Genomic DNA, 25128 nt, shown 5'->3' on the forward strand with positions numbered 1-25128 from the left:
AGCTTTGACGGCATCGAGGAGATCGACGGCGCGGGGGCTGACATCCGCGTGGGCCGCGACGGGCGGCTTGACCTGACGGGGGTGACGCTCAGCAACGTGGGGGCCCTGGTTGGCGATCGCGGCGCCGAGACGATCCTTGGCACCGCGGGCGACGACCGGATCGACGGGCGGCACGGCTTTGACAGCGTGTTCTATGCCGGGCCGGTGCAGGGCTATACCATTGAGATTACCGGGGAAATGTCGGCGGTGATCGAGAGCCCGGAGAGCGGGCGCGACAGTCTCATCGGCATCGAGGCGGTGGTGTTCGACAATTACACCCTGCGCCTTGACGGTGAAAACAACGCGCCAATTGGCGGGCTTGACCGGCTGGTCGTGGGCGAAGACGCGGCGCTGACGCTGCCGACCTCGGACCTCATGGCGAACGACTTTGATCCGGACGGCGACGCGTTCAGCGTGACGGGGGTGGGCAGCGACGCGATCGGCATCCGGCTTGAGGATGGCATGGTCACGCTTGACCCGGCCGGTGAGTTCGAGGCGCTGGGAGCGGGGCAGACCGCCGAGATCACGGCGCGCTACACCACCACGGACGCAGAAGGCGCCCAGGGCCGCGGCGCGATCGCGATCACCGTCGAGGGCGCGAACGACGCGCCCGTGGCCGGGGCTGACACCGCGGCGACGGTGGAAAGCGTGCCGGTCAGCGGCAACGTGCTGGCAAATGACACAGACGTCGACACCGGCGCGGTGCTGCGCGTGACGCAGGTGGCGGGCGACGCGGCGGGGGTGGGCCACCCGGTCACTCTGCCTTCCGGCGCCACGCTCACCCTCGGCGCTGACGGCAGCTACAGCTACAACCCGAACGAAGCCTTCGCCTTCCTCGCCCTGGGCACCACCACCACCGACACCATCAGCTACACCGTCAGCGACGAACACGGCACAACCGACACCCAATCCCTCACCGTCACAATCACGGGCGACAACGATGCCGTGATTGATGCTGACGAGACATATAGCGTGGTGGTTGGTGGCACGCTGTCCCAGGGGGCGGCGACGGGCCTGCTTGCCAATGCAACGGACATCGACCTTGCAGATGTGGTTCAAGTCGTGGGCGCCGATAGCCTGAGCGAACAGACTGGCAGTTCGGGCGGCACCTTTGTTCTGGCCGCTGATGGAAGCTTCAGGTTCAATCCTGGCGCGGATTTCAACGATGTGGGCTTTGGCGAAAGCCGGGTGACCACGCTTGACTACATCGTCACGGATGGGAACGGCAGCACGGACAGCTCAACCGTTGAAGTGACGGTGAATGGTTCGCCGTTCGACCCGTTTACCGAAGGTGAGGCCCGGTTCACGCAGTTTGACGCCAGCGACGAAGCGGCGCTGGTGCTGCGAACGGTCACGGGGACATTCGATCAGCGCAAGCAGTTGGACGTGTTCGACACCTTGGCCGAACGCGCTGCCAGATCCGAATTCGACCTATCGACGCTGTTTGACTTTACTCTGCTCGACATTGACCAATCGATCGCGATTTCGCTTGGCGCAGGGGGCGCGAGCTTGACGACGGTGGGCGATCAATCCGGCGACGGGGTGCTGAACGATAGTATCGCCGATGCCATCGCGGCGTTTGGTGGCGGCTTGGCGGCAGTGACGCGCCCGATCGGCCCGATTGCAGCCTCACCGACGATCGACGCGGTTTTCGATCTGGAGATCGACCTTGGATTTGATCTGGATATGGCGACGCTGGGCGAGGCGGTGTTTTTCCAACCAATCCGGATTGACCTGGCCGCGCCCGAAACAATTGGTGCCAATGATGCGTTCATCCTGCGCTCGACCAACCTGCACAGCCTGACGCCTGAGACGGCGATCGAGACGGTCGGGCTTGGAAGCATTGTTGTTGAAAACACTTTTGACATTTCAGACACGACGATTAGCCACCTCGGCTATGAGATCGAGACGCGTGATTTCGGCCCCTTCGCATTCGATGGGCTGGCGTCGAAGGACTTTGCCTTCCTGGCCGAATTCAAACTGGCGGATGCGATCGAGGCGACAAAGGCGGCGATTTCGACGCTGGTGGCCGACATCAACGATGTCTTCGGGAAATCCCTGCCAGACCCGACCGATCTTCTGGACCGGTTGGTTGATATCGACGTGGCCGGGCTGGCGCAGGGGGTGATCGGCGGCACGGTGGATATTGCGGCAATCCGGGCCGAGGTGGCGGCGGCAGCAGGCAGCGGCGACCCGGCCAGTGCCAACCCGCTTGAAGTGGTGCGCAAGCTGGTGGATCAGCTGCTTGAGGCAGGCCAGGCTGACCTGTCTACGTTGACCAGTCTGGACGGCGTGGTAACCAACGCGCGCGCGCTGTATGAGCTTGGCCAGCGCACCGTGCTCAATCAATTTGATGCGTTCACGGCGGAGGGCACGGGCTTGTTCTTCCTGCCTTCTGCCGACAACCCGGATGAGATGATCGCGGTCAGCGGAGCCGATGTTCAGGCTGCTGCCGAGCAGGAGGGCATCGCTGCGCGGGTGCAAAGTGCGCTGGCGGAACTGCAGGCGATTGCCTATGCACCTTTCGACGGTGTTTCGGTCGACTTCGCGCTGCCCATCGACAATGTCGAAACGATCTCTGGCTTTTCTCCCGACGACTCCAATGTGTTTGGTGCAGAGGCGAGGGCTGGCACTCAAGGTATCGAAGTTGTCCAGGAAACCAAGCTTGCGTCGGTGGCGATAGATTTTGAAACCGTTGCGCTGAGCCTGATCGAGGAACTCCTGAAAGAGGCAGATGACACGCCACAGACCAAGGCGTTGAAGAACTACCTTGAGTTTGCCAAAGCCGCGCAGCTCGCCGCGGAACAAGGGGTCGAGGCCGAGATGGTGTTGAAGCCCGCAGAGCTGGTGGCAGCGGCGCTTGACCAAGCCTTTCGGGCCATCAACACGGCGGGCGAGACGCTTGACAGTTTCGTGCCCGGCGATTTCTACACGAAGGTCAACGGCGTGTCGGGGGCCCAGACGATCGAGCAACTGGATGCGGCGATTGACGCATCGGTCAGCGCGCTGTTGGGTCCGCAGGGGCTGGCAGGAGGGCTGGACCGCATCCTTGAGGGGGTGACCAGCTTGCCGGGAATCCCGCAGCTTGAAGCCATTCTTGGCCAGCTTGAGAGCGCGTTCTCGTCGATCGGTATCAACGAATATGGGGCAGGTGCTTTCACCAGTGCGCTCGAAGGGGCGCAGCGGGCGATTGGCACGCTCAACGGCTTTGGCTTCTCGATTGATCTTGGCTTCTACTCGATCAACGTCTACCCGTTCCGTGGCGTGACCGGGACACCGCTGTCGATCATCAACCGGGCAGTCGACGCGGCCGCCGATGGGGTGACCGCCGTCGCCAGTGCGGGTGAGGTGGCCGCAAACTTGTCGTCGGTCATTTCTGGGCTGCGCACCGCGAATTTCAATACGATCTCCGCGTTTGCCGATGACCTAGCCGACGGGCTCAAATCCCTGGCGCGCGGCGCGGAGCTGGCGGCAGAGCTGACAGCGGACTTCGTTGACGCCAAGATCGACGCCGATCTGTCAATCGTGCAACGCGCGGTGTTTGACCCCGATGAGGTGAGCGTGACCTATGGCATCGGCGGGTTCGAAATTGCCGCCGGGGTTGGGGAAGCGGTTGGCATGTATGCCGTCGGCACGGCGGGCGACACCGTGACAGGCCATGCGACCTATGCGTTCAACGGGGATGTCGACTACGACTACCGTCTGAAGATCGACGTCGACCCTCGGTTGAACTTCTTTGACAGTGATCTGGCCGCAGAAGTTTTCATGGGCAAGTTGCAGTCGGAAGGTGCCAGCCCTGACGCGAGCTTTTCTGACGAATTCGTCTTCCTGTCGCTGAATGACGGAGACCCGCGTGAGGCGATCAACAATCCCGTGATCGACATCGAGGTGGATGTGACGGGGGCCATCACTGACCAGCTGCGCGCAACCTTCCAAGAGCGCTTCGGGTTCGACGTGCCCGACGGCGTGGTTTTGGAAGACGGCGAGATTTTCCTGTTCGCACTGGAGGACATCGCGCTTGGCATGGACGATTTCGGCAAGGTGACCGAGAGCTTCGACATCCTATTGTCCTGATGTTGCCGACGCGCGCGTGTTTGTGGCCGCAGGCATTCCTGGAGCGCCGACCGCACCGGACAGGTCCCGGCTCCTCGCTTTCGTTGACAAGGTTCCGGTCGGCTCCTAGAACCCATCGAAGCGCGCCTGTGGTGGTCACGTGGCCCTTTCTCGGTGATGTCATGCCGGTTCGGAATGCGCAGGGTTGCGCTGGCAAAGGTAAATTCCCCCAATGAAAGTATTGACCTCTCTCTGGGCATTTGCGGTTCGTTACCCGCTGCTTGTCGCGATCATTCTGATCACCGTTCAATGCGCCTTTGCGCTGGACAACCGGTTCTTCTGGTTCTCGGATGAGGTGCGCTATGCCGAGGCCTATTCCAATCTTGCGCAAGACGGGCATTGGATCGTCTTGCGGCTGAATGGCGTGCCTTACCCCGACAAGCCGCCGATCTATTTCCTGATGCTGGCCTTGCTGGACCTGCTGCCCGGCATATCGCTTCCCTCCGTGATGCTGCTTGGATCCGCAGTGTCCGGTGTCATTCTGGTTGCAGCGCTGCTGCGCCTTGGCCGGGTGATCGGGTTCACCCGCGAGGAGCTGGCAGCTGGCGTCTGTGTGCTTTTGTCCTTGGTCAGCGTCGTGATGCTGTTTCACTATGTGCGCATGGACCTGTTGTTCGTGGCGCTGATTATTTTTTCCATAGCGGGATTGTATGACCACTACCTCAACGGGGCAGGCGCAAGGCCTGCCTATCTGGGCTTTGCCTTCGCAGGGCTGGCAGCATTGACCAAGGGGCCTCTTGGGATTGTCATTCCGGTTGCCGTTGTCCTTGTCTGTGCCATCTGGGCGGGCCGCGCCAGGGGCGCTTTCACCCGCGTCACCGCCGTCGGACTTGCTGTGTCGATTGCCATCATGGCGACCTGGGCGGCCGGCATTCTTATCGTCGAAGGGATCGACTTTCTGATGGGTGACATCATCGGCGACCAGATTGTTGCGCGCGCGACGGATACGTTCCACCACAAGGAACCCGTCAGTTATTACTTCAAAGTCGTGCCGATCGCGTTGCTGCCGTGGGTGGGATACCTGCTTGCGGTATCCCCGGCCAAAGCAGTTTCTCTTCCCGCAGAGCTGCTCGCGACCCGGCATACGGCCTCTCCGACTGTCGTCCTGTCGCTGTTTGCTTTGGTGGTCTTTTGTATTCTGTCGGCGTTGGACGGCAAGGTCGCGGTCTACATCCTGCCGTTGGTCTCTTTTGTCGCCTTTGCGCTGGGAAAGCTGATTGTCGGTGCCCCCAGTTCGCGCGGTTTTATGGGTGTCGCAGCGTGCCTGCTGCTTCTTGCTGTCGGGTTGGCCTTTGGTGTTTCGGACGGCGACAACCCAAGCTTGTCGCTGTTTGGGCTTCTGAGCGCGGCAATCCTGGGCGTCATGTCCGCCTTGCTGTTTGTGATGAGGCAAAAACCGGCACCGGTCGTTTTGACGTCCCTCGCACTGGGTATGACGATCTGGAGCGCTTTTACCGCGTTGGCCGTGTTGCCCCAGCTTAACGAAAATCTTTCCACCCAACCCTTTGCGGCCGAGTTGGCGGCTTTCGCCGAACAGGGGCATGTTCCGGTCGCCTACAAGACCTATCCCGGTATTTTTTCATACTATGCTGGTCAGGATGTCGTTCAGGTCGAAACACCGGATGACCTGGCAGCGCTTGGCGCCAAGGGGGCGCCGCTGGTGATTGCCACGCAGCGCAAGGCCTGGGAAAACCTTGGCTTGGAAGGCTATGACATTCTCAAGGCCGGGAAGATTGAAGGCGGAGGCGATGAATACCTTGTTGCGGTGCCGCGGAATGTCGAGAACTAGCGTAGTATCACGCGGTCGGGGGGCTGTGCGGCTGAGCTCAAGTTGCACCAAATTCACCCCGTCGCAGAGTTGAAATCTGGCGTCGACAGGAAAATCGTTCGAAAATGCGTGCAAAACTGAACGCCATATTCACCCTGCAGCGCAAAGCGGCCCTGGTTCTTACGGTGCTGTTGGCGACGTTCGCCTTCACCGAAAAAAGCATCGAGCGGCAGGGCGACCGGTTCCAGATCGTTCTACCGCTGATGGCCTGGGGCTGCACCGCGTTGAACGGACGGGGGTTTGAATACCTGGGCCGCTATCTGGTGATGTTCGCGGGCACGCACGCCAGCAAGAGAGCGCTGGGCGACACGGCGATCAACCAGCGCCCAAACGGCGGCATTCATGGCTTCCCTTCGGGCCATACGTCTACAGCGGCCTTCGGTGCGGCTGGGGTTGCGCAGGCATGCGTGCGGAGCATGCCGATCGTGCAGGGTGTGGCAATTTCTGCCGCAGTGTTTACCGGAGCCAGCCGGGTGCAAACTGGTTGGCACGATATATGGCAGGTCTTGGCTGGGGGGCTTTGGGGCTGGGCTTGTGCCGTCGTGGGCGCACCGGGCGGCCAATTGCGCCGCCGAATGGCCGCTCGGCGCGCAGGTTCCCCTTGATCGCACGCGCCTGTCCTGCAATACCGCAGCCCTGTCGAACCCCATGGCCTGGAGGCCCCGATGACCCAGGAAAACAAGACGGACAAGACCCCGGATTTCACGCTGGTCGTGCCGATGAAGAACGAGGAAGGCAACGTGGCCTTCCTGGCGCAGGCCATTGATGAGGCCTGCGGGGCAATGGCGTTTGAAACGATCTTTGTCGATGACGGGTCGGACGATGGCACGCTGACGAAACTCAAAGAGATCGCGGCAACGTATGACTGGGCGCGCTACCTGGTACATCCGGTGTCCGGCGGGCAATCTTCTGCGGTGCACTCCGGCGTGAAAGCCGCCCGCGCCGCAGTGATCGCGACGATTGATGGTGACGGCCAGAACCCGCCCGCCGAAGTGCCCGGACTGGTCGCGCCCCTGCTGGAGGATAAAGCCGAGGTGCTGGGCCTAGTGGCTGGGCAGCGCGTCAAACGCCAAGACACATGGTCAAAAAAGGCCGCATCGAAGTTTGCCAACGACCTGCGCGGCTGGATGTTGAAGGATGGCACGCGCGACACCGGTTGCGGGCTGAAGGCCTTCCGCCGCGAAGCCTTCCTGGAACTGCCCTATTTCAACAACATGCACCGGTATTTACCAGCGCTGTTCAAGGCTTTTGGCTGGGAGGTCGGGCACAAGGATGTCAGCCACGCCGCGCGAAACGCGGGGGCCTCGAATTACACCAATTTCCAGCGTGCCCTGGTTGGTGTGCATGACCTGCTGGGCGTGTCCTGGCTGATCAAGCGCGCCAAGAAGACCCGCCCGCAAAAGGACGCCTGAGATGCAGCCGCTTTTGGAATATCTTGGCGTTGAGACGACGCTTGACGCCTGGTGGCTGGTCATCGGCATCGGTGCGCAGGCGATGTTTACCATGCGCTTTCTGATCCAGTGGTATGCCTCGGAAAAAGCCGGGGAATCGGTCGTGCCGACATTGTTCTGGTGGTTTTCAATCTTTGGCGGTGCAACGCTGCTTGCCTATGGCGTCTATCGTGGTGAGATCGTGATCATCATGGGCCAGTCACTGGGCCTGTTGATCTATGTGCGCAACCTGATGCTGATCTATCGCAAGCCGGGGCCGGGCACCGACAGCGATCTTTGACGCCACGGATCAGAAGTTGACGGTCACACCGGGCAGGTTCAGGGCCTTCATCAATTCGCGCAACTCCTGACGCGCGGCGACGTTCGAGATGTTCATCTGACCTTGAACACCAACGTCGCGCAAATCCAGAAGAGTCAGCCCGCGCGGGAACAACTCGCGAAAGATCACGCGTTCGTTGAAGCCGGGCGCGACGCGAAATCCGATGCGCTTGGCCAGTTCGTCCAGCGCATCACCCATCTTTTTCTTGTTGTGCATCATCTGCGCGCCCAGACGGTTGCGCACGACGATCCAGTCGATCGGTTTCAGCCCGGCCTGCGCGCGTAACTGGCGCGCGTTCCACACCATTTCAGAGTAAACCGACGGGCCCAGCACCTTGTTCGTATCCGCATCTACATGCGCCAGCAGGTCGAAATCGACGAAACTGTCGTTGAGCGGTGTGATCAGAGTGTCGGCCAGAGAATGGGCCACCTGGCTCAGGCGCGTGTGTGAACCCGGACAGTCGATCAAGATAAAATCGGCATCCGCCTCCATCCCGGCCACGGCCAGCGACAGGCGCCGGTCGTAGGGGTTTTCGCCGGGCTTCAGCGACGAGCGGTCCACCTCGGGCAGATCGCGATATTCCGGCGATGGCAGGTCGAACCCCAGCTTGTCCAGCGTCGCGCGACGGTTGTGCACGTAGCGGCCAAAGGTCTTCTGCCGCAGGTCCAGGTCCAGCACGCCGACCCGATGCCCCATGCGCGAAAGCGCCGTGGCCACATGCATCGACACGGTGGATTTCCCCGCCCCGCCCTTTTCGTTTCCGACAACGATGATATGCGCCAAACCGATTTCCCCAAGAATCCCGATGCCGCGAAAATGCGGCTGTGCGAACTATAAATGCCCATCATTGCCGGGGGAAGAGGCATCGACACGTCGCACCGCAAACATCGTGGCGGCTGGGCCGACGATTTCGAACAGAACCGTCGCACCAATGGTGAGCGTCAGGATCATGTCGGCATGCTGTGGAAATTCGGCGCTGGCAACCAGCGCCATGCCCACGGCCACCCCGGCCTGAGGCAGCAGGGCAGGGCCGAACCACGGTCGTTCGTGCGTCGGACTGTCGCCGATGCGCGCGCCCAGCCAGCCGCCGACCATACGCGCAACAATTCTCAGAATGACATAGCCAGTGCCGACCAGCCCGATCTGCACCAGCTTGTCCAGCTCCAGCGCCGCGCCGGCGAGGATGAAAAAGAGAATCATGAACGGCCACTGGATCAACTCGATCTCATGAAAGGCGCGTTTGTGGTGGCGCGCGCGGTTGGTGATGACCAGCCCCGCCACCATCGCCGCGATCAGGTAAGACACGTTCAGCCACAGCGACAGGCCCGCGGTGAGAAAGACAATGCCCAGCGCCTCGGCTTGCTGTGGTTCACCCGGTGACAACCGCCCAGTCAGGTAAGCACCGGGAAGACCGACGGCCAGACCCAACACCAATGCGCCGCCGATATCCCAGACCGCGTGGCGCAGAATGGTGAAATCGACGCTTCCGTTCATGCCTTTGGCCAGCACGATGATCAGCGAAAAGGCGACCAGCCCCCAGGCGTCGTCAACCGCGACAATGCCCTTGAGTTTGGTGCCAAACCTCTTCGCAACACCCGCCTGGCGGATCGCGTCCTGGGTCGCGGCCGGGTCGGTGGCACAGGCCAGTGCGCCCAGCACCAGCGCCAGCGCCGGCGGCACGCCGATCACGATCAGCCCGATGGCGACCAGTGCAATCGTCACGATCACGATCACGATCGAGATCCACAGGATCTCGGCCCCCATCTTGCGCAGTTTCTTCGCGGTCAGCCCGCCGCCCAGCAGGAACGCGACCATCGACAGGGCCGCGACGGACAGAAACTCGAACAGCGCCTCGGTCTCGGCCGGGATCACGTCGAAGCCTGACTTTCCGGCCAGAATGCCCAGGCCCAGCAGCAGCGTGACGCGGGGTAGGCGAGTGCGTCGGCCCAGAAGGTCCGCGGCCAGGCCAACCAGAAACAGCGCGCCAAGGGCGGTGAATGTCAGGGCAAGATCCATCCGGGCACAATGCCCGGTGGCGCGCGCAAGGGAAACCCTGCAAGTTGTGCGCGCCCATGCGCTCGGCCCACGAAAAAACCCGCCGGATTGCTCCGACGGGTTTCTTTGAAATGTATGGCGCGGTGCTTAGAAGCCCAGGCCTTCGTATTTCGCTTTGAACTTCGACACGCGGCCGCCGGTGTCCAGCAGGCGTGCGCCACCGCCGGTCCAGGCCGGGTGCACGGTGGGGTCGATGTCCAGTTGCAGGGTGTCGCCTTCGGCGCCCCAGGTCGATTTCATCTGATACGAGGTGCCGTCGGTCAGCTTGACCTCGATCGTGTGATATTCGGGATGAATGTCTTTTTTCATGTCGACGCTCCTCAGGCTTTCTTGGGCTTGTAGGTCGTATCTTCGGCGATACGGGCGGATTTACCGCGGCGCGACCGCAGGTAGTACAGTTTGGCGCGACGGACGCGACCGCGACGCACCACGGTGATGCTGTCGATGTTGGTCGAGTGCAGCGGGAACACACGCTCCACGCCTTCGCCAAAGGAAATCTTGCGAACGGTGAACGACCCGGCAATGCCTTTGCCGTTGTTACGGGCGATGCAGACGCCTTCGTAGTTCTGCACGCGCGAACGCGAGCCTTCGGTCACCTTGTAGCCGACGCGAATGGTGTCACCGGCTTTGAAGTCGGGGATGTCATTCCCCAGGGCGGCAATTTGTTCCGCCTCAAGCTGTGCGATCAGGTTCATCTGAAACGCTCCTTATATATGCTCACGGTTAAACCCGCGAAGTTGGTGCCGCCCAAGAGCTCCTGGTTATCACCGGGTCCGCATATGCGCCCGCAGGAGGTAAGTCGCCGTTTCTTGTGTCTGCCGCCCCGGATGCCGCACGGAAACACGTGCCCAAAGCAAAACAGGTCCTGGGACCGATTCCGATCCCGAACGGGCGGGGTATAGGGGGATTTTGCAGCCCGGGCAAGCGTTGAGTTTCGGCAGCTTGCGCGGTCTGAAGGTCAAGCCGGTTCGCGCTCAGTTGCGCGCCTTCGCAACCGACGGACGGGTACGTGGCCAAAGCCGAAACAAACCGTCGCCAATTGTGGACAAAACCTGGGTGAGCGGGCCGTCAAGACGCGCCAGATAGATCGTGGCAATCGCGGCCAGTGGCGGCACCAGCAGCAGGCCGATCAGGGTTGGTGGAAGGTATCCGGCCAGTGGTATATGCCAGAACGCCGCCGCCAGCACGCCATGCAGCAAGTAGACCGTCATCGTGCGCCGGCTCAGCCATGTCACGCGGGTTTCGCGGTCCGGCATCAGGGCCAGAAACCCGACCGCCGCCGCCGCCCCAGCCAAGATCAGCAGCAGGCGATCCAGTTCGGGCAAGAGCCAGCTCTGCGGCAGGGCGCCATAGGGCGCGGTGCCAAACAGCGGCATCAAGCTTGCGCCATTGGCCACCACCACAACAGCCAGTGTCATGACCCCGACGAACAGCAGCCGCAGCATGGCCGTTTTGCGGCGCACCAGCGACAAAAGCCGCGCGCCGTGCAGGTGGCCGATCAGAAAGACCGGGAAAAACACGATGCTGCGCGACAGGCTCAGGCTACGGTCGATGTCACCGACCCAACCGGCTGCCACGGCCATCAGCAGTGCCAAGACGATCGGGTGGGGAAGGCGTAGGAACAGCGGTAGGATCATTCGCCAGGTGAACAGGCTGAGCAGGAACCAAAGCAGCCACAAAGGCGCGAGCGGCTCGCCCAACAGATGCGGCGCCAGAACGCTCAGAACCCCGAAATACAGCACCTGGAACAGCGCCAGAGGCACCAGTAATTGCTTGATCGACTTGATGATGGCGCCACGGTTCAGGGCGGCGTTCGCATTCATCCCGGCAATCATCACGAAGGCCGGCATGTGAAACAGATAAAGCGCGCCGTAAAGCGCCCGGCTGGCGGTTGATGCGCCGGCCAATTGTTCGATCATGTGCCCCACCACGACCAACCAGATCAAAACAGCCTTTGCATTATCGATCCGCAAGGATCGGGCGCGCGGCGCCGCAGGGCGGTGCAGGTCAGGGGCGAATTCTTGTCGCATGCGCCGAATTCTGCACAGAAAATGGCGTCAGAATAAGGCAGGTCCGGGGTTTTTTGGCGAAACTGTTGAGGGTCAGGTGTCAGTCTTGCCCTGACGAGCTAGGTGAAGCGTCCACAAGTCCGGGCGCCGCTCGCGGGTGATCTGTTCGCCCATCTCGCGGCGCCATTGGGCGATCTTGCCGTGGTGGCCCGAGGTCAGAACCGCAGGGATCGGGCGTCCGCGCCATTCGGCTGGCCGGGTGTATTGCGGGTGCTCCAACAAGCCGTGAGAGAAGCTTTCCTCTTCGGTCGACGCCTCGTTGCCCAATACACCGGGGATCAGCCGCACGGTGGCGTCCAGCAGCGCCTGCGCCGCGATCTCGCCGCCGGTCAGGACGAAATCGCCCAGGCTGACCTCTTCGATCTGGTATTCTTCCAGCACGCGTTCATCGACGCCTTCAAACCGGCCGCACAGGATGGTCATGCCGTCGGCGTGGGCAAAACGATGCGCCATGGCCTGCGTCAACGGTTTGCCGCGTGGCGACATATAGACGACGGGCCATTTCGCGCGGCTCATCGGCGCGCCCTTGGCGGCCGCGTCCAGAGCGTTGCCCAGAACGTCGGCGCGCAGCACCATGCCCGCGCCGCCGCCTGCGGGTGTGTCATCGACATTGCGATGCTTGCCTTCGCCGAACGGGCGCAGGTCGATCGCATCCAATACCCACAGCCCGTCCTTCAACGCCTTGCCGGTCAGGCTTTCACCCAGCACGCCCGGAAAGGCGTCGGGAAACAGCGTGATGATCCGGGCCGCCCAGGCGCCTTTGAGGCGCGGCGTGTCCGTCATCAGCTCGCGCGGTTGCAGCGTGGGGGTCACGGCCAGGCGTCCGTGGGATTTGAGGCCTTGGGATTTGGGTTTATCGCTCATGGCGCGGGTTTACCCGGTTGCGGCCCGCGAGAGAACCGCCTTTTTCACCACGTGCAGACGGGGTGTCATGGCGTCGGTGCTTCGGACAGAAGGCGGGTCTTGATCTGCTTGAGCTCGGTTTTTGGCTGGCCGGATCGGTTCAGCTCCAAAAATTGCGCCATCAACTCCGGCGGCTGGCCAGTGTTTTCGCGGCGGGCCGGGGGCAGGGCCGCCTGTGCCGCCACGGGCGCGCCGGCCAGGTCCAACAGCGCCTGTGCCGGGCCGGCCGGGCTGTCCGCGTGGCTCTCGATCGTGACGATGTGCTGGGCGCCCAGTTCTCGGGCGACTTTGCGCAGGTCTGGAAACTCTGCGAATTGCGCTGCGAACTCTTGGTCGGTTTCGGTCAGGTGGATCGAGCGCAGAAGATGGCCGTAGACTGAGCGCAACCAGGCGCTGCGACCGCGAATAGTGAACAGGATCTCAATCTGGACCTCGGGTCCGAAACGCCGCACCAACTCCTGCCGCACCACACGCAAAAGCTGGGGCGCCTGGGAGAATCCTGTGATCGTGCGACCCCGCCAATCGCGGTGACCTGGCATCGCCCCTGTCAGGTTCTCCCGCGAAATGACAATGGTTTGCGCGTCTGGAATCGATGTGAGAAACGCGCGCATGTCCCGTCTAAACGCCCGCAGGCGCCAGGGAAACGGCTTCTGGCCGTACTGACGGGCGGTCGCCCCGGCGCCGTGCAGATCACCCGGGCCGTAGTAGTCGAACCAAGGGGTCAGGGCGGCGCGATTGTGGGCCAGGTAATTCTGCACCGACGTTGTGGCGGTCTTGTAAAACCCCGCGTGCACGATAATGCGCGTCATTCGGGGAACACCCCGTCTGGCGGGTCGGTGATGATCCGGGCCGATGCCAGATCGACGGTCGGCACCGCGTCATGGGTGAACGGCAGCAGCGCGCCGTTCTTTAGGCCCGGCCCCTGGATTTCCAGGAAATCCCCGGCGCCGTGGTTCTCGACCGAGGTCACGCGTCCAAGTTCCTTGCCGCCGGTATCGAACACCGCAAGGCCAATCAGGTCGGCGTGGTAAAACTCGTCGTCCGGCAGGCTGGGCAGCGCGGAGCGATCGGCGAACAACCGGGTGCCCGAGAGCGCGTCGCCTTGTTCTTTTGTGGAAACCCCGGAAATCCGGGCCGAAAACCCGTTCTTGATCGGGCCGTTCAGGATGATTTCGAAACTCTGGCTTCCGTCCTCGCTCCAAAGCAGGCCGTATTCGGCAACGGCTTCGGCTTCGGCGCAGAAGCTTTTCAGGCGCACGTCGCCCTTGACCCCGAAGGCCCCGGCGATGGCACCGACGCAGATGCGATCCTGGCTCATCCCTGTCATTCCTTATCCAGAACGAAAAACGCGGGGCCGTATCAGCCCCGCGCCTTTGTCTCATAGCTTGGCCCGCAAGGGCAAGCGGCTGATTACTCAGCCGTTTCTTCTGCGGCAGCTTCTTCGGCCGGGGCTTCTTCAGCCGGGGCAGCAGCGGCTTCAGCAGCAGCAGCGGCCTTTTCGGCCTTCTCTTCGACGCGGGCCTTGGCTTTTTCGCCCGGCTCACCCTTGTTCGGGTTCGAACGCTCTTTCTTCTCCAGAACGCCGGCGGCTTCCAGCATACGGCTGATGCGGTCGGTCGGCTGCGCACCCTGGTCCAGCCAGTATTTCACGCGCTCCATGTCCATCTTCACGCGCTCTTCCGAATCCTTCGGCAGCTGCGGGTTGTAGGTGCCCAGCTTCTCGATGAAACGACCATCGCGCGGCATGCGCGAGTCGGCCGCAACGATGCGGTAGAAGGGACGTTTTTTCGAGCCGCCGCGGGCGAGACGAATTTTCATAGCCATGATGTTTTCTCCTGTTTCATGTGCTGTTGAGGGGCGTCAGGCCCCGTCATTTCGGTGTTGGTGTTGGTGGTGATGTTGAATCACTTCCTGAATGATGAAGTTCAGGAATTTCTTGGCAAATTCCGGGTCAAGGTTGGCACGATTGGCCAGGTCCTCAAGCCGCGCAATCTGCGTGGCTTCCCGGGCTGGATCCGAAGGCGGAAGGTCATGTTCGGCCTTCAGTTTGCCCACGGCTTGCGTATGCGCAAAGCGCTCGCCCAGCGTATAGACCAGGATCGCGTCCAGCCGGTCGATGCTGTCACGGTGTCCTTTCAGGATCTCAGCGGCGCGGGTGACGGTGTCGGTCATGTGCGGTCCTCCGGAGCGATGTGGCGAAAAATGATCAGGTCGGGATGCTTGTCCCAGCCCGGCGCGGTGCCGTCGGGTTTTGCCCCCATGCGGGTGGCGACGGCGGCGGATTTTGTGTTGTTCGGTTCGATGTAGCTGACCAGCGTGGTCAGCCCCAACACATCGTACCCCCAGTCGCGCACGGCAATGGCGGCTTCGGAGGCGTATCCGTGACCTTCGGCGGCATCAGTATAAAGCGAATAGGCCACTTCGGGTTCCGGGCGGTGATCCATCGTGCGGATGCCCGCGCGGCCGATCACATCCCCGGTCTTCGTCAGCGTGATGTGCAGATAGCTGGGTGTGCCAGCGGCGGCGTCGGCCAGGTAGCTGTCAAAGGCTTCGCGGGCCTCATCGCGCGACGCCGGACCGCCGACCCATTTGGATCGATCCGCCGCGCAGAAGGCGGCGAAAGCGTCGAAATCCTGCGGCTGAGGCGGGCGGATCGTCAAGCGTTGTGTGGTCAGAACACTCATGCGGCCACCTCGGCAGGGGAAAGGTGGCGCCAGATTTCGATCGGACCGTATTCCGGGTCGTCATACATGCATTCAAAATGCGCGCCCAGGCGCTGGGCCACGGCTTTGGACGCTGTGTTTTCCGGGTCGATCTGTGAAATTGCAGTGTCCCAGCCCAGCGTCTCATAGGCATGAGCGCGGGCCGCCAGCGCAGCCTCGGTGGCAAAGCCCCGCCCGGTGGCGTGATCCATCAAGGACCAGCCGATTTCACGCTCGTACCATCCATGCGGGAACCACAGGCCGACACGGCCCTGGTAGGTGCGGGTCGCCTTGTCCTCAAGCGCCCAGAAGCCGAACCCGCGCAGCGCCCAGTGGCCGATCACGGTGGCCATCGTGCGCCAGGTCCGATGCGCTGGCTGCGGTCCGCCGACGAAACGCGATGCCTCTGACGCGAAGAACGCGACTTCGGCGTCGAAATCGGCTTCACGGGGCGCGCGCAGGATCAGGCGCTCAGTTTCCAGGGTCGGGATGGTGAAGGTTGTCATGCGCCACCATCCACCGCCGGCGTGGGGGCCCAATGGCGCAGAACCAGAACGTCTTCACCGACGGTCTCGGAAAGCTGTTCGGCGGCCTGCGTGTCCGGGGTTGCTCCGATCCGCAGTGCCAGCCGCACCGACCGGGCGTTTGCCGGGACGATATAGGACACCAGCGATGGCAGGGCGAGCGTTTCGCCATGGGCACGTGCGGCCAATGCAGCCTCGGTGGCGAAGCCCTGACCTTCGGCCTCTTCCAGGAAGAAATAGCCAAGCTCTGGTTCGCGGTTGTCGTATTCCATGCCGAGAAGCACAAAGCCCACAAGCGCGTTGTCGGCTTTCGTGGTGACGCTCCACAGCCCGTGCCCGTGCAGATGCCACGTGGCGATGACCTGAGTGAAGTCCAGCCAGGCGTCCCTGCGCGACATCGGCCCGCCCATAAACGCGGCACGTTCGGACATCATGATGGCGGCGTAGGTGTCGAAATCCTCAATCCGGGGTGCGCGCAGGATCAGGCGCGCGGTCTCAAGCTGCGGCAAGGCGGCTTGCAGGGCCGCGGCCAGATCGGCGGCGCCGCCGGTCGAGGGCTGTTCCCAGGGGTTTTGCTGGAGGCGGCTCATGCGTAAGCCTCCGGGCTGCCATCCGCGTCGGGCGCGATGTGGCGATAGACGTGAACTGGCGGTTCGTCCTGATCGGGCGCGGGGGCGGCCGTGTCCAGGACAGCCCCCAACCGCTGCGCCAGCGTGATCGAGCGCGCATTCGGCGCATCGATGTAGCTGACCAGCGACGGCAGGCCCAGCGTGCCATAGGCATGGTCGCGGGTTGCAATCGCAGCTTCTTCGGCAAAGCCCTGACCTTCGTGTTCTGCCGACCAGATCGACCAAGCCAGCTCAGGCTCGGGGTGGCCTTCGGGGAACCAAGGGCCGACCATGCCGAACCCTGCATCGTCCCCGCCCTTCAGGGTCAGGACATAGCTGCCATAGTCGCGCAGCATCCAGTGGCCGGTGATGTGCCCCATCGCCCGCCACGCCGTCTTGTCGTCATAAGGCCCGCCCACATGTTCGGACCGCGCAGAGGCCAGGAAGGCGCGGAACGCCTCCCAATCCGCCATTTGGGGCGGACGCAGCACAAGACGCGCGGTTTCGATATGGGCGAAGGGCAGCTTCATTTCTTCTTGCCGAACCCCGACAGACCACCGGGAAGCCCCATGCCGCCGCCACCCAGACCGGGCAGACCGCCGGGCATCTTGCCAAGCGCCTTGGCGGCTTCTTCCATCGCCTTGGGGTCGTTCATGTCGGGCATCCCGCCGGGCATGCCGCCACCTTTGCCAAACATGCCGGACATGGCCTGTTTCAGCATCTTGCCTTTGCCCATCTTGCCCATCTTCTTCATCATGTCCGACATCTGGCGGTGCATTTTAAGAAGGCGGTTCAGGTCCGAGACCTCCTGGCCCGACCCGGCCGCGATGCGTTTCTTGCGGCTGGCCTGCAACAGGCCCGGATTGGCGCGTTCGCGTTTGGTCATCGACTGGATCAGGGCGATCTGGCGGGTCAGGACCTTGTCGTCCATGCCGGCTGCCTCGGCCTGTTTGGCCATTTTCTGCATGCCGGGCATCATCCCCATGATGCCTTCCATGCCGCCCATCTTGATCATCTGTTCCAGCTGCATGCGCAGGTCGTTCATGTTGAACTGACCCTTCTGGAACCGGCGCATCATGCGCTCGGCCTGCTCGGCCTCAATCGTGTCTTGTGCCTTTTCGACCAGGGCCACGATGTCGCCCATGCCCAGGATGCGTCCGGCAATCCGGTCGGGCTCGAACGTCTCAAGCGCGTCCATCTTTTCGCCAAGACCGACGTATTTGATCGGCTTGCCGGTGACTGCGCGCATTGACAAGGCGGCACCGCCGCGCCCGTCGCCATCCATCCGTGTCAGCACGACGCCCGAGATGCCAACCTTGGCGTCGAACTCCTGCGCGACCTCGACGGCGACCTGACCGGTCAGCCCGTCCACCACCAGAAGCGTTTCGCGCGGGTCGGTGATTTTCGAGACCTCTTCGACCTCGTTCATCAACACTTCGTCGATGTGCAGGCGGCCCGCGGTGTCGAGCATATAGACGTCATAGCCGCCCATCGTCGCCTGTTGTTTGGCCCGGCGTGCGATGGCGGCTGGCTTTTCGCCCTTGACGATCGGTAGGGTGTCCACGCCAATCTGCGTGCCAAGAACGGCCAACTGATCCATCGCGGCAGGGCGATAGATGTCGAGAGAGGCCATCAGCACGCGTTTGCCGTCGCGATCTTTTAGGCGCTTGGCCAGTTTTGCGGTGGTGGTGGTTTTACCGCCACCCTGAAGGCCGACCATCAGGATCGGTGCGGGTGGGCTGTCGATTTTCAACGCGCCAGGTTCGCCTTCGCCGGTCAGGGTCTCGACCAGCGCGTCGTGCACGATCTTGACGACCTGCTGACCGGGGGTGACCGATTTCGTCACCGCCTGACCGGTCGCGGCCTCTTGCACCTTTTTCACGAAGTCGCGTGCAACGGGCAGCGAGACGTCAGCCTCAAGCAGCGCCACGCGCACCTCGCGCAGGGCGGTTTTCACGTCGTCCTCGGACAGCGCACCCTGTTTCGTGAGGCGGTCAAAGACACCAGACAGGCGGTCTGAAAGGCTCTCGAACATGTCAGCGGCTCCTATACCGTTTCTATTACCTTCCCAGATGGGGTCGGCGGCGCGAATTTCCAAAGCTCAATGCAAAGAAGCCCCCGTGGGCGCAACGCGCTGACGGGGGGCGATCCTGTGCATGGCCAGGACCGGAAGCTTTCGTACTTCCGGGTGTTGCGCGGGATGTAGGCCGCGCGGCGCGCAGAGTCAAGCGCCAGCTTGCTCCCTCGCGGGTCTGGAAGCGCCCCTGTCACCCGGCCGGCAATGCCCCGTGTTCAACCTTGCAGCCAATGGTTCACGTGATCCACCAGAAACCCCTGCCGCCCCATGTTGGTATAGACCTTCAGCAACGGGTGCACACCGCCATTGGCAAGACGCAACACCGGGCGGTAGCTGGTCGTATTGCCGCTGTCGTTGGAGTAGTTGGTGTGCTCTTCGATAAAGGCTTCGGTGACGTTGCTTAGGGGCAATTCGTCGGTGGTGTAGCTGCGAAAATTACGGCGCCGGAAGGTGATGGTGTTCGATGGCCGGTCAAAGATCACCTGCACCCGTGTCACCACGAAAACAAGCAACGCCAAAGGTGCAAGGGACGCGATCACGAAGATCACACCGATCAGCGCCTCGTCACTGGCCAGCAGCATGCCGATGCCAATACCGAAGAAGACCACGAACATCGCGATCATCGCCGTGCCGAGGATCCAAGGCTTGTGATCCAGGATCAGTTGGTCGGGGGTTTGGGACGAAATTTTCATGACGCCTCCGCTTGGTTTTCCTGTGCGAAGTTTACCCCTGACGCGGCGTGATGAGAAGGGGAAAGGGCGGGGTGGGTCGCCCTTTCCGGGGCTTAGGCCGCCAGATCCAGCGCGTCCAGTGCCAGCCCGGCCTGTGTGATCACATCGTCCGCACCGCCGGCGGCATCGACAAAGGTCACGTCAGTGATGCCCATGAAGCCAAGCACATAGCGCAGATAGGGCGTGGTGAAGTCATTTGGCGCCCCGATGGGCGTGCCGCCCGAGGCCACGACGATGATCGCTTTCTTACCCGTCAGCAGCCCCTCGGGCCCGGTCTCGGAATAGCGAAAGGTCACGCCAACCCGTGCGATCTGGTCGATCCAGGCTTTGAGTGCGGCGGGGGTGTTGAAGTTGTAGGTCGCGCTGCCGATCACAAGAACATCGGCGGCCTCAACCTCGGCCACCAGCGTGTCAGAGAGGGTGAGCGCCTCGGCCTGCGCGGCGCTGCGCATCTCGGGCGGGGTGAAGGTGGCGCCGACCCAGCTTTCGTCCAGGTGCGGTATGCCGTTGGCAAGGTCGCGGGTGGTCACCTGCGCGTCCGGGAAGCGGGCGATCAACCGGTCCGTCAGGCCGCGGGTGACCGATCCCTGGTGCCGGGCCGAGGCGTCAATGCGAAGGATATGTGTCATGTGGTGTCCTTTTCCAATATCTTCGGACAACATCGAGCCTTGCGAAAGTGAACGCAATGGGTCAATAATCACAGTCTATGTTCATTTATGCACAGAGGTGACCCATGGAACACTGGGACGAGGTCCGTACTGCCTTTCAGGTTGCGAAACATGGCACGGTCAGCGGGGCCGCTGCCGCGCTGGGTGTGCACCACGCCACGGTCATCCGCCACATCGACGCGCTTGAGGCGCGGTTGGGTGTGAAGCTGTTCCAACGCCACGCGCGCGGCTACACTCCGACCGAGGCGGGTGCCGATCTGGCGCGGGTGGGGCAGGCGACCGACGACCAACTGGCGCAGCTTGATGCCCGTATCAAGGGGCAGGGCGAGGGCGTGACCGGGGACCTTGTGGTCACCTCGCTGGCCAGCTTCGCCCGGCTGCTGGTTCCCGTTCTTGCCGACTTTCAGCTTGCCAACCCGGGGCTGACGTTGCGGTTCCTGACCGGGCAGCGCCTGTTTCGGCTGGAATACGGCGAAGCACATGTGGCGGTGCGCGCAGGCAGCGCGCCCGAGGAACCCGATAACGTGGCGCAGAAGCTTCACGCGGTCGACATGGCGCTCTACGCAGCGCCATCCTATGTCGCGCGCCGAGGCATGCCGACCGAGGCCACGCTGACCCAGCATGATTTCGTCGGGCAAGTCGAAGACCGATCACGCGCCCCGTTCATGCTGTGGATGGCCGAACGGGTGCCAGCCAAGTGCATTACCTTTCGCGCAACCGACGATCGGTCCCTTGCCGAAGCAGTTCGGGCGGGGATCGCGCTGGGCTGGATGCCTGTGGATGCAGCCGAGGGGCTGGTTCAGGTCCTGCCGCCGCGCCCGGACTGGGTGGCGCAGCTGTGGCTGGTCACCCATGTGGACCTGCACCGCACCGCCAAGGTTCAGGCGTGTCTGGCGCATCTGAAACAGGCGGCCAAGACATGGGGCTAAGCCGCGACGCCGCCCTGGGCCATGCGGCGATGCTTGCGTTTTCGGCGCTGGTCGCGGGGTCGTTCAGCCTGGGCGGGCTGGTCGCCAACGAGGTCGCGCCGGTGGCCCTGATGGCGGTGCGCTTTGCCCTGGCGGCCGTGGTGGTGGCCGGGCTGGCGCTGGCCACACGCAGCTTTCGACGCGCGGATTTCGCAGCACCCTGGCGTTACCTGCTCGCAGGTGGTGTGTTCGCCGTCTACTTCGTCTTGATGTTCGAAGGGCTGAAGACCGCGCCGCCGGTGTCGACCTCGGCTGTCTTCACCCTGACCCCGATCATGACCGCAGGCTTTGGCTGGATCATCCTGCGCCAGGTCACCACCCGTCGGGTGATGGCTGCCTTGGCCGTGGGCGCGCTCGGTGCGCTGTGGGTGATCTTTCGTGGCGATCCTGCCGCGCTGATGCGCTTCGACGTGGGGCGGGGCGAGGCGATCTACTTTGTCGGCTCGATCGCGCACGCCGCCTATATCCCGATGATCCGGCGGCTGAACCGGGGCGAAAGCGGGCTGGCCTTTACCTTTGGCGTGCTGGCCGCGGGCACCCTTGTCCTGTGCGCCGCCGGCGCCGGTGAGATTGCCGCGACCCCTTGGCGCGACCTGCCCAGTATCGTGTGGATCGCGCTTGCTTATCTCGTGATCGGCTCCACCGCGATCAGCTTTTTCCTGCTCAACACCGCCTCGATGCGCCTGCCTGCGGCCAAGGTCATGGCCTATTCCTACCTTACCCCCAGTTGGGTGATTGGGTGGGAGCTTGCCTTAGGCCACGGCGCGCCGCAGGCGATCGTGCTGGTCGGGATCGCCGTCACACTAGGCGCGGTCTGGATGCTGTTGAAGGATTGACGTTGGTCAAGGCGCCCGGCGCAGAGATCGGCCATACAGGCACCAGAAAGGGGGCCACCATGCCTGCCGCGACAGTAAAAGCCGACCTAATTGCCGTCACTGAAAAGGAATGGGCCAAGCTTGCCAAACTCATGGATAGCCTGGATCCCGACTTTGCCTGTGTGAAGCGCGAAGAGGACACCTCGATCAAAGATGTGATAGGCCACCGGGCACACTGGATCACACTGTTTCTGGGCTGGTATGCCGACGGGAAAGCAGGCAAGACCGTGCACTTTCCTGCTGAGGGCTACAAATGGAACGACCTGAAGGCCTTTAACGCGGATTTACGCGCCAAGCAGAGCGGGATGGGCTGGGACGACGTGCGGACCATGCTGGCGCAAAGCCACGCCCGGCTCATCGACTTCTACGCCACCCATGACGACGCCGCGCTCTATGGTGGGCCGATGAAGGGCGCGAACAACGCCTGGACGCCGGGGCGCTGGTCTGAGGCCGCCGGGGCCAGCCATTATCGGAGCGCTGCGAAATGGATCCGCGCCTGCCTGCGCACCGCCAAGTAGCACAGACGCCGCTGCGATCAATCGCTCAGTTCACGCGCGAGGAAGCGTTCGAAATCGTCCAGGTTCACCGGTTCGAACTGGCCGAACCCCTGCATCCAGACCGAGGCTTCGCGCAGCGCGTCCGGCTCCAGCTTGCACCACTTCACCCGGCCGCGCTTCTCCTGACTGATCAGCCCGGCGCGGGTTAGGATCGTCAGGTGTTTCGAGATCGCCGCCAGCGACATCTCGAACGGCTCGGCCACGTCGGTCACGGCCATGTCGTCCTCCAACAACATGGTCAGGATCGTGCGGCGGGTGGGGTCGCCAAGGGCCGCGAAGGTCAGGTCAAGCCGGGTGCTCATGCGCCTTGCCCTACGCAGCCACGCAGAAATCGTCAACCGATTGGTTGAATGACGCATTTCGCCGGGAATCCGTGCGCGTGCAGCATGGCGTGACGGCGCTTGTTTTGAAAAGTGTTTTTATTCAGGAGGTTACTAGGCAATCTGTTGGCGCTAAACCCCGTTGACTCATGGCCTCGTCGGGCTTAGCAAAGCATCAACTGTCACCGGGGTGTGTTTCCATGTCCGATGAACCCGATCCCAGGCGTCTTGACGACCTGGATAGGCGCATAAAGGCGCTGAAGGGCGATGAGGACGAAGCTGCGTCCGGTGCTGAAGGCCACAACCAGGCGAATATGGCCTGGCAGATGGTCATAGAGCTTGTGTCCGGTCTGTTGATCGGATTTGGCATCGGATACGGGATCGACGCCATCTTTGGCACGAAACCGATTTTCATGGTGCTGTTCATATTGCTGGGGTTTGCCGCGGGCGTGAAAGTCATGCTTGGCACTGCAACCCACATGCAGGAAAAAATGGCCGGGACTTCCCCGGCGGACGACGAAGAGGAAACTTAACGTGGCTGACGAGAGCGCAAAAAAATCGGGTGGCGGTATCACCAAGATTGTTTTCTTCCTGGTCATGGCGCTGGTTCTGCTGTCGGGCCTGCTGTTCGCCCCTGACCACGCGGGCCTTGCGATCCACCCGATGGATCAGTTCAAGATTGCCCCGCTGTTTGGTGGCGAGCACATGAGCTGGTTCACCCCCACCAATGAAACCCTTTGGATGGGCCTGACCGTGGTCGGTATCGTCCTGCTGCTGGTCATCGGCACCCGCGGGCGCGCCATCGTGCCGACGCGGACGCAGTCGGTCGCCGAAATGGCATACGGGTTCGTGTACAAGATGGTCGAGGATGTGGCCGGCAAGGATGCCGTGAAATACTTCCCCGGTATCATGACGCTGTTTCTGTTCATCGTGTTCGCCAACTTCCTGGGCCTGATCCCGAAAAGCTTCACCCCCACCAGCCACATCGCAGTCACCGCCGTTCTGGCAATGATCGTGTTCGTCTTCGTGACGGTGCTGGGCTTTGTGAAGAACGGTGCGGGCTTCCTGGGCCTGTTCTGGGTCTCGTCGGCGCCGCTGGCGCTGCGCCCGATCCTGGCCGTGATCGAACTGATCTCGTACTTCGTGCGCCCCGTAAGCCACTCCATTCGTCTGGCGGGCAACGTCATGGCGGGTCACGCGGTGATCAAGGTGTTCGCGGGCTTTGCGGGCGCGCTGGGGCTGTTCAGCTTCCTGCCCATCCTGGCAATCTCGGCGGTCTATGCGCTGGAGGTGCTGGTCGCCTTCATCCAGGCCTATGTGTTCACCATCCTGACATGCGTCTACCTGAAAGACGCGCTGCACCCGTCGCACTAAGCGGGCGCAATCTAACAACCTAATTCACGCATTCCAACTCAAGGAGAAATCGTTATGGAAGGCAATATCGCTCAAATGGGTCAATTCATCGGTGCTGGTCTGGCTGCTATCGGTTCGGGCGCCGCCGCTATCGGTGTTGGCCACGTTGCTGGTAACTTCCTGTCGGGCGCCCTGCGCAACCCGTCGGCTGCTGCCGCTCAGACCGCGACCCTGTTCATCGGCATCGCATTCGCGGAAGCCCTGGGCATCTTCTCGTTCCTGGTCGCTCTGCTGCTGATGTTCGCCGTCTAAGGCTTCTGAACCCTCCTTACGAAAGGGCAGGTCGCGCCAATCGACCTGCCCGCTGTAATCCGGTTCCAGGAGACTAGACATGGCAAACACCACGACACAGACCACGGACGCCGCACACGGTACGGCCGACATGGCGCACGGTGCCGCGGGTCACGCCGAAAGCGCGGGCATGCCGCAGCTGGACTTCTCGACTTTCGGGAACCAGATTTTCTGGCTCGTCGTCACGCTGGTCGTCATCTACTTCGTGCTGACCAAGATCGCGCTGCCGCGCATCGAGGCGGTTCTGGCTGATCGCCAGTCCACTATCACGAACGACATTGCGGCGGCTGAAGAGCTGAAGCAGCAGGCCGTCAAGGCCGAGGATGCCTATAATCAGGCGCTGGCCGATGCACGCATCGAGGCGAACAAGATCGTCGCCGAAGCCCGTGCGGAAATCCAGGCGGATGTCGACAAGGCTGCGGCCAAGGCCGACGCTGAAATCGCTGCCAAGGCGGCCGAGTCGGAAGCGGCAATCGCCGAAATCCGCAAGGGTGCGGTGGAGAGCGTGAAAGCGGTCGCCAAGGACACCACCAAGGAAATCCTGGCGGTACTCGGCACCAAGGCGGACGCCAAGACCATCACAGCGGCCATCACCGCGCGGATGAAAGGGTAAGGAC

The 25128-nt window shown here is 62.5% G+C and carries 30 protein-coding genes; 12 read left to right on the top strand and 18 right to left on the bottom strand.

All coding sequences use genetic code 11. From position 1 onward, the window contains the following. The 5 genes from MN188_RS14865 to MN188_RS14885 form a co-directional block, all read left to right on the top strand. The coding region (locus MN188_RS14865) for an Ig-like domain-containing protein (RefSeq protein ID WP_242110009.1) at positions 1 to 4113 on the top strand (4113 nt) is incomplete at its 5' end. 211 nt (positions 4114 to 4324) lie between these two features. After that, the gene (locus MN188_RS14870; protein ID WP_242110011.1) at positions 4325 to 5941 is read left to right on the top strand and encodes an ArnT family glycosyltransferase; all 1617 of its coding nucleotides are present in this window, start codon (positions 4325 to 4327) and stop codon (positions 5939 to 5941) included. 104 nt (positions 5942 to 6045) lie between these two features. Continuing rightward, positions 6046 to 6585, top strand: a complete 540-nt coding sequence (locus tag MN188_RS14875; RefSeq protein ID WP_242110013.1) for a phosphatase PAP2 family protein — start codon at positions 6046 to 6048, stop codon at positions 6583 to 6585. Positions 6586 to 6645: 60 nt separating this feature from the next. Continuing rightward, complete coding sequence (locus tag MN188_RS14880; RefSeq protein WP_242110014.1) at positions 6646 to 7392, top strand: glycosyltransferase family 2 protein; 747 nt, start codon at positions 6646 to 6648, stop codon at positions 7390 to 7392. A gap of 1 nt (position 7393) precedes the next feature. Continuing rightward, positions 7394 to 7711, top strand: coding sequence for a lipid-A-disaccharide synthase N-terminal domain-containing protein (locus MN188_RS14885; protein WP_242110016.1), 318 nt, complete (start codon positions 7394 to 7396; stop codon positions 7709 to 7711). Between the two features lie 9 nt (positions 7712 to 7720). Here MN188_RS14885 and MN188_RS14890 read toward each other — a convergent pair whose 3' ends face one another. From MN188_RS14890 to MN188_RS14970, 17 genes are all read right to left on the bottom strand, one after another. Then, on the bottom strand, positions 7721 to 8533 hold the full coding sequence (locus tag MN188_RS14890) for a division plane positioning ATPase MipZ (RefSeq protein WP_242110017.1): 813 nt from the start codon (positions 8531 to 8533) through the stop codon (positions 7721 to 7723). A gap of 48 nt (positions 8534 to 8581) precedes the next feature. Further along, entirely contained in the window at positions 8582 to 9766 is a 1185-nt protein-coding gene (locus MN188_RS14895) for a cation:proton antiporter (RefSeq protein WP_242110018.1), read from the bottom strand. A 126-nt stretch (positions 9767 to 9892) separates the two neighbouring features. Continuing rightward, positions 9893 to 10114 (bottom strand): 50S ribosomal protein L31, encoded by a 222-nt coding sequence (rpmE, locus tag MN188_RS14900; protein WP_242110019.1) that lies wholly within the window; start codon positions 10112 to 10114, stop codon positions 9893 to 9895. Positions 10115 to 10125: 11 nt separating this feature from the next. Then, on the bottom strand, positions 10126 to 10500 hold the full coding sequence (rplS, locus tag MN188_RS14905) for a 50S ribosomal protein L19 (protein WP_242110020.1): 375 nt from the start codon (positions 10498 to 10500) through the stop codon (positions 10126 to 10128). A gap of 279 nt (positions 10501 to 10779) precedes the next feature. Then, positions 10780 to 11835: an acyltransferase family protein gene (locus tag MN188_RS14910; protein WP_242110021.1), complete on the bottom strand. Its 1056-nt coding sequence runs from the start codon at positions 11833 to 11835 to the stop codon at positions 10780 to 10782. Between the two features lie 72 nt (positions 11836 to 11907). Next, positions 11908 to 12738: a tRNA (guanosine(37)-N1)-methyltransferase TrmD gene (gene trmD / locus MN188_RS14915; protein ID WP_242110022.1), complete on the bottom strand. Its 831-nt coding sequence runs from the start codon at positions 12736 to 12738 to the stop codon at positions 11908 to 11910. 65 nt (positions 12739 to 12803) lie between these two features. Further along, the gene (locus MN188_RS14920; protein WP_242110023.1) at positions 12804 to 13586 is read right to left on the bottom strand and encodes a hypothetical protein; all 783 of its coding nucleotides are present in this window, start codon (positions 13584 to 13586) and stop codon (positions 12804 to 12806) included. Next, on the bottom strand, positions 13583 to 14095 hold the full coding sequence (gene rimM, locus MN188_RS14925; protein ID WP_242110024.1) for a ribosome maturation factor RimM: 513 nt from the start codon (positions 14093 to 14095) through the stop codon (positions 13583 to 13585). The genes MN188_RS14920 and rimM overlap by 4 nt, the downstream gene beginning before the upstream one ends. 92 nt (positions 14096 to 14187) lie before the next feature. Further along, positions 14188 to 14601: a 30S ribosomal protein S16 gene (gene rpsP / locus MN188_RS14930; RefSeq protein ID WP_242110027.1), complete on the bottom strand. Its 414-nt coding sequence runs from the start codon at positions 14599 to 14601 to the stop codon at positions 14188 to 14190. A 36-nt stretch (positions 14602 to 14637) separates the two neighbouring features. Further along, the gene (locus MN188_RS14935; protein WP_242110028.1) at positions 14638 to 14949 is read right to left on the bottom strand and encodes a chorismate mutase; all 312 of its coding nucleotides are present in this window, start codon (positions 14947 to 14949) and stop codon (positions 14638 to 14640) included. Further along, positions 14946 to 15461 (bottom strand): GNAT family N-acetyltransferase, encoded by a 516-nt coding sequence (locus tag MN188_RS14940; RefSeq protein ID WP_242110030.1) that lies wholly within the window; start codon positions 15459 to 15461, stop codon positions 14946 to 14948. The genes MN188_RS14935 and MN188_RS14940 overlap by 4 nt, the downstream gene beginning before the upstream one ends. Continuing rightward, complete coding sequence (locus MN188_RS14945) at positions 15458 to 15985, bottom strand: GNAT family N-acetyltransferase (RefSeq protein ID WP_242110031.1); 528 nt, start codon at positions 15983 to 15985, stop codon at positions 15458 to 15460. The genes MN188_RS14940 and MN188_RS14945 overlap by 4 nt, the downstream gene beginning before the upstream one ends. Then, positions 15982 to 16593 (bottom strand): GNAT family N-acetyltransferase, encoded by a 612-nt coding sequence (locus MN188_RS14950; RefSeq protein ID WP_242110032.1) that lies wholly within the window; start codon positions 16591 to 16593, stop codon positions 15982 to 15984. The genes MN188_RS14945 and MN188_RS14950 overlap by 4 nt, the downstream gene beginning before the upstream one ends. Beyond that, on the bottom strand, positions 16590 to 17141 hold the full coding sequence (locus tag MN188_RS14955) for a GNAT family N-acetyltransferase (RefSeq protein WP_242110033.1): 552 nt from the start codon (positions 17139 to 17141) through the stop codon (positions 16590 to 16592). Before MN188_RS14955 ends, MN188_RS14950 begins: the two co-directional genes overlap by 4 nt. Beyond that, positions 17138 to 18646, bottom strand: coding sequence for a signal recognition particle protein (ffh, locus tag MN188_RS14960; RefSeq protein ID WP_242110034.1), 1509 nt, complete (start codon positions 18644 to 18646; stop codon positions 17138 to 17140). The genes MN188_RS14955 and ffh overlap by 4 nt, the downstream gene beginning before the upstream one ends. A 257-nt stretch (positions 18647 to 18903) precedes the next feature. Continuing rightward, positions 18904 to 19380: a hypothetical protein gene (locus MN188_RS14965; protein WP_242110035.1), complete on the bottom strand. Its 477-nt coding sequence runs from the start codon at positions 19378 to 19380 to the stop codon at positions 18904 to 18906. A 92-nt stretch (positions 19381 to 19472) separates the two neighbouring features. After that, positions 19473 to 20048, bottom strand: a complete 576-nt coding sequence (locus MN188_RS14970; protein ID WP_242110036.1) for an FMN-dependent NADH-azoreductase — start codon at positions 20046 to 20048, stop codon at positions 19473 to 19475. Between the two features lie 104 nt (positions 20049 to 20152). Between MN188_RS14970 and MN188_RS14975 the strand changes: the two genes are divergently transcribed. From MN188_RS14975 to MN188_RS14985, 3 genes are read left to right on the top strand one after another with little or no spacing between them, the layout of a single operon-like run. Next, positions 20153 to 21016, top strand: coding sequence for a LysR family transcriptional regulator (locus MN188_RS14975; RefSeq protein WP_242110037.1), 864 nt, complete (start codon positions 20153 to 20155; stop codon positions 21014 to 21016). Then, a complete protein-coding gene (locus tag MN188_RS14980) occupies positions 21007 to 21891 on the top strand; it encodes a DMT family transporter (RefSeq protein WP_242110038.1) in 885 nt (294 codons plus the stop codon). Before MN188_RS14975 ends, MN188_RS14980 begins: the two co-directional genes overlap by 10 nt. Positions 21892 to 21950: 59 nt before the next feature. Next, entirely contained in the window at positions 21951 to 22448 is a 498-nt protein-coding gene (locus tag MN188_RS14985) for a ClbS/DfsB family four-helix bundle protein (protein WP_242110039.1), read from the top strand. Positions 22449 to 22465: 17 nt separating this feature from the next. Here MN188_RS14985 and MN188_RS14990 read toward each other — a convergent pair whose 3' ends face one another. Beyond that, positions 22466 to 22789, bottom strand: coding sequence for an ArsR/SmtB family transcription factor (locus MN188_RS14990; protein WP_242110041.1), 324 nt, complete (start codon positions 22787 to 22789; stop codon positions 22466 to 22468). Positions 22790 to 23007: 218 nt separating this feature from the next. On the opposite strand from MN188_RS14990, the gene MN188_RS14995 reads away from it, so the two are divergent. The 4 genes from MN188_RS14995 to MN188_RS15010 all read left to right on the top strand — a co-directional run bounded on the left by MN188_RS14995 (position 23008) and on the right by MN188_RS15010 (position 25124). Beyond that, complete coding sequence (locus MN188_RS14995) at positions 23008 to 23340, top strand: AtpZ/AtpI family protein (protein WP_242110042.1); 333 nt, start codon at positions 23008 to 23010, stop codon at positions 23338 to 23340. A gap of 64 nt (positions 23341 to 23404) precedes the next feature. Beyond that, a complete protein-coding gene (locus MN188_RS15000) occupies positions 23405 to 24181 on the top strand; it encodes a F0F1 ATP synthase subunit A (RefSeq protein WP_275116241.1) in 777 nt (258 codons plus the stop codon). Between the two features lie 54 nt (positions 24182 to 24235). After that, entirely contained in the window at positions 24236 to 24472 is a 237-nt protein-coding gene (locus tag MN188_RS15005) for a F0F1 ATP synthase subunit C (protein WP_242110043.1), read from the top strand. A gap of 79 nt (positions 24473 to 24551) precedes the next feature. After that, positions 24552 to 25124: a F0F1 ATP synthase subunit B' gene (locus MN188_RS15010; RefSeq protein ID WP_420839006.1), complete on the top strand. Its 573-nt coding sequence runs from the start codon at positions 24552 to 24554 to the stop codon at positions 25122 to 25124. Positions 25125 to 25128: the final 4 nt, after the last annotated feature.

Origin of the sequence: Aliiroseovarius subalbicans, from assembly GCF_022678625.1 — a bacterium.
Taxonomy (GTDB): Bacteria; Pseudomonadota; Alphaproteobacteria; order Rhodobacterales; family Rhodobacteraceae; genus Aliiroseovarius_A; species Aliiroseovarius_A subalbicans.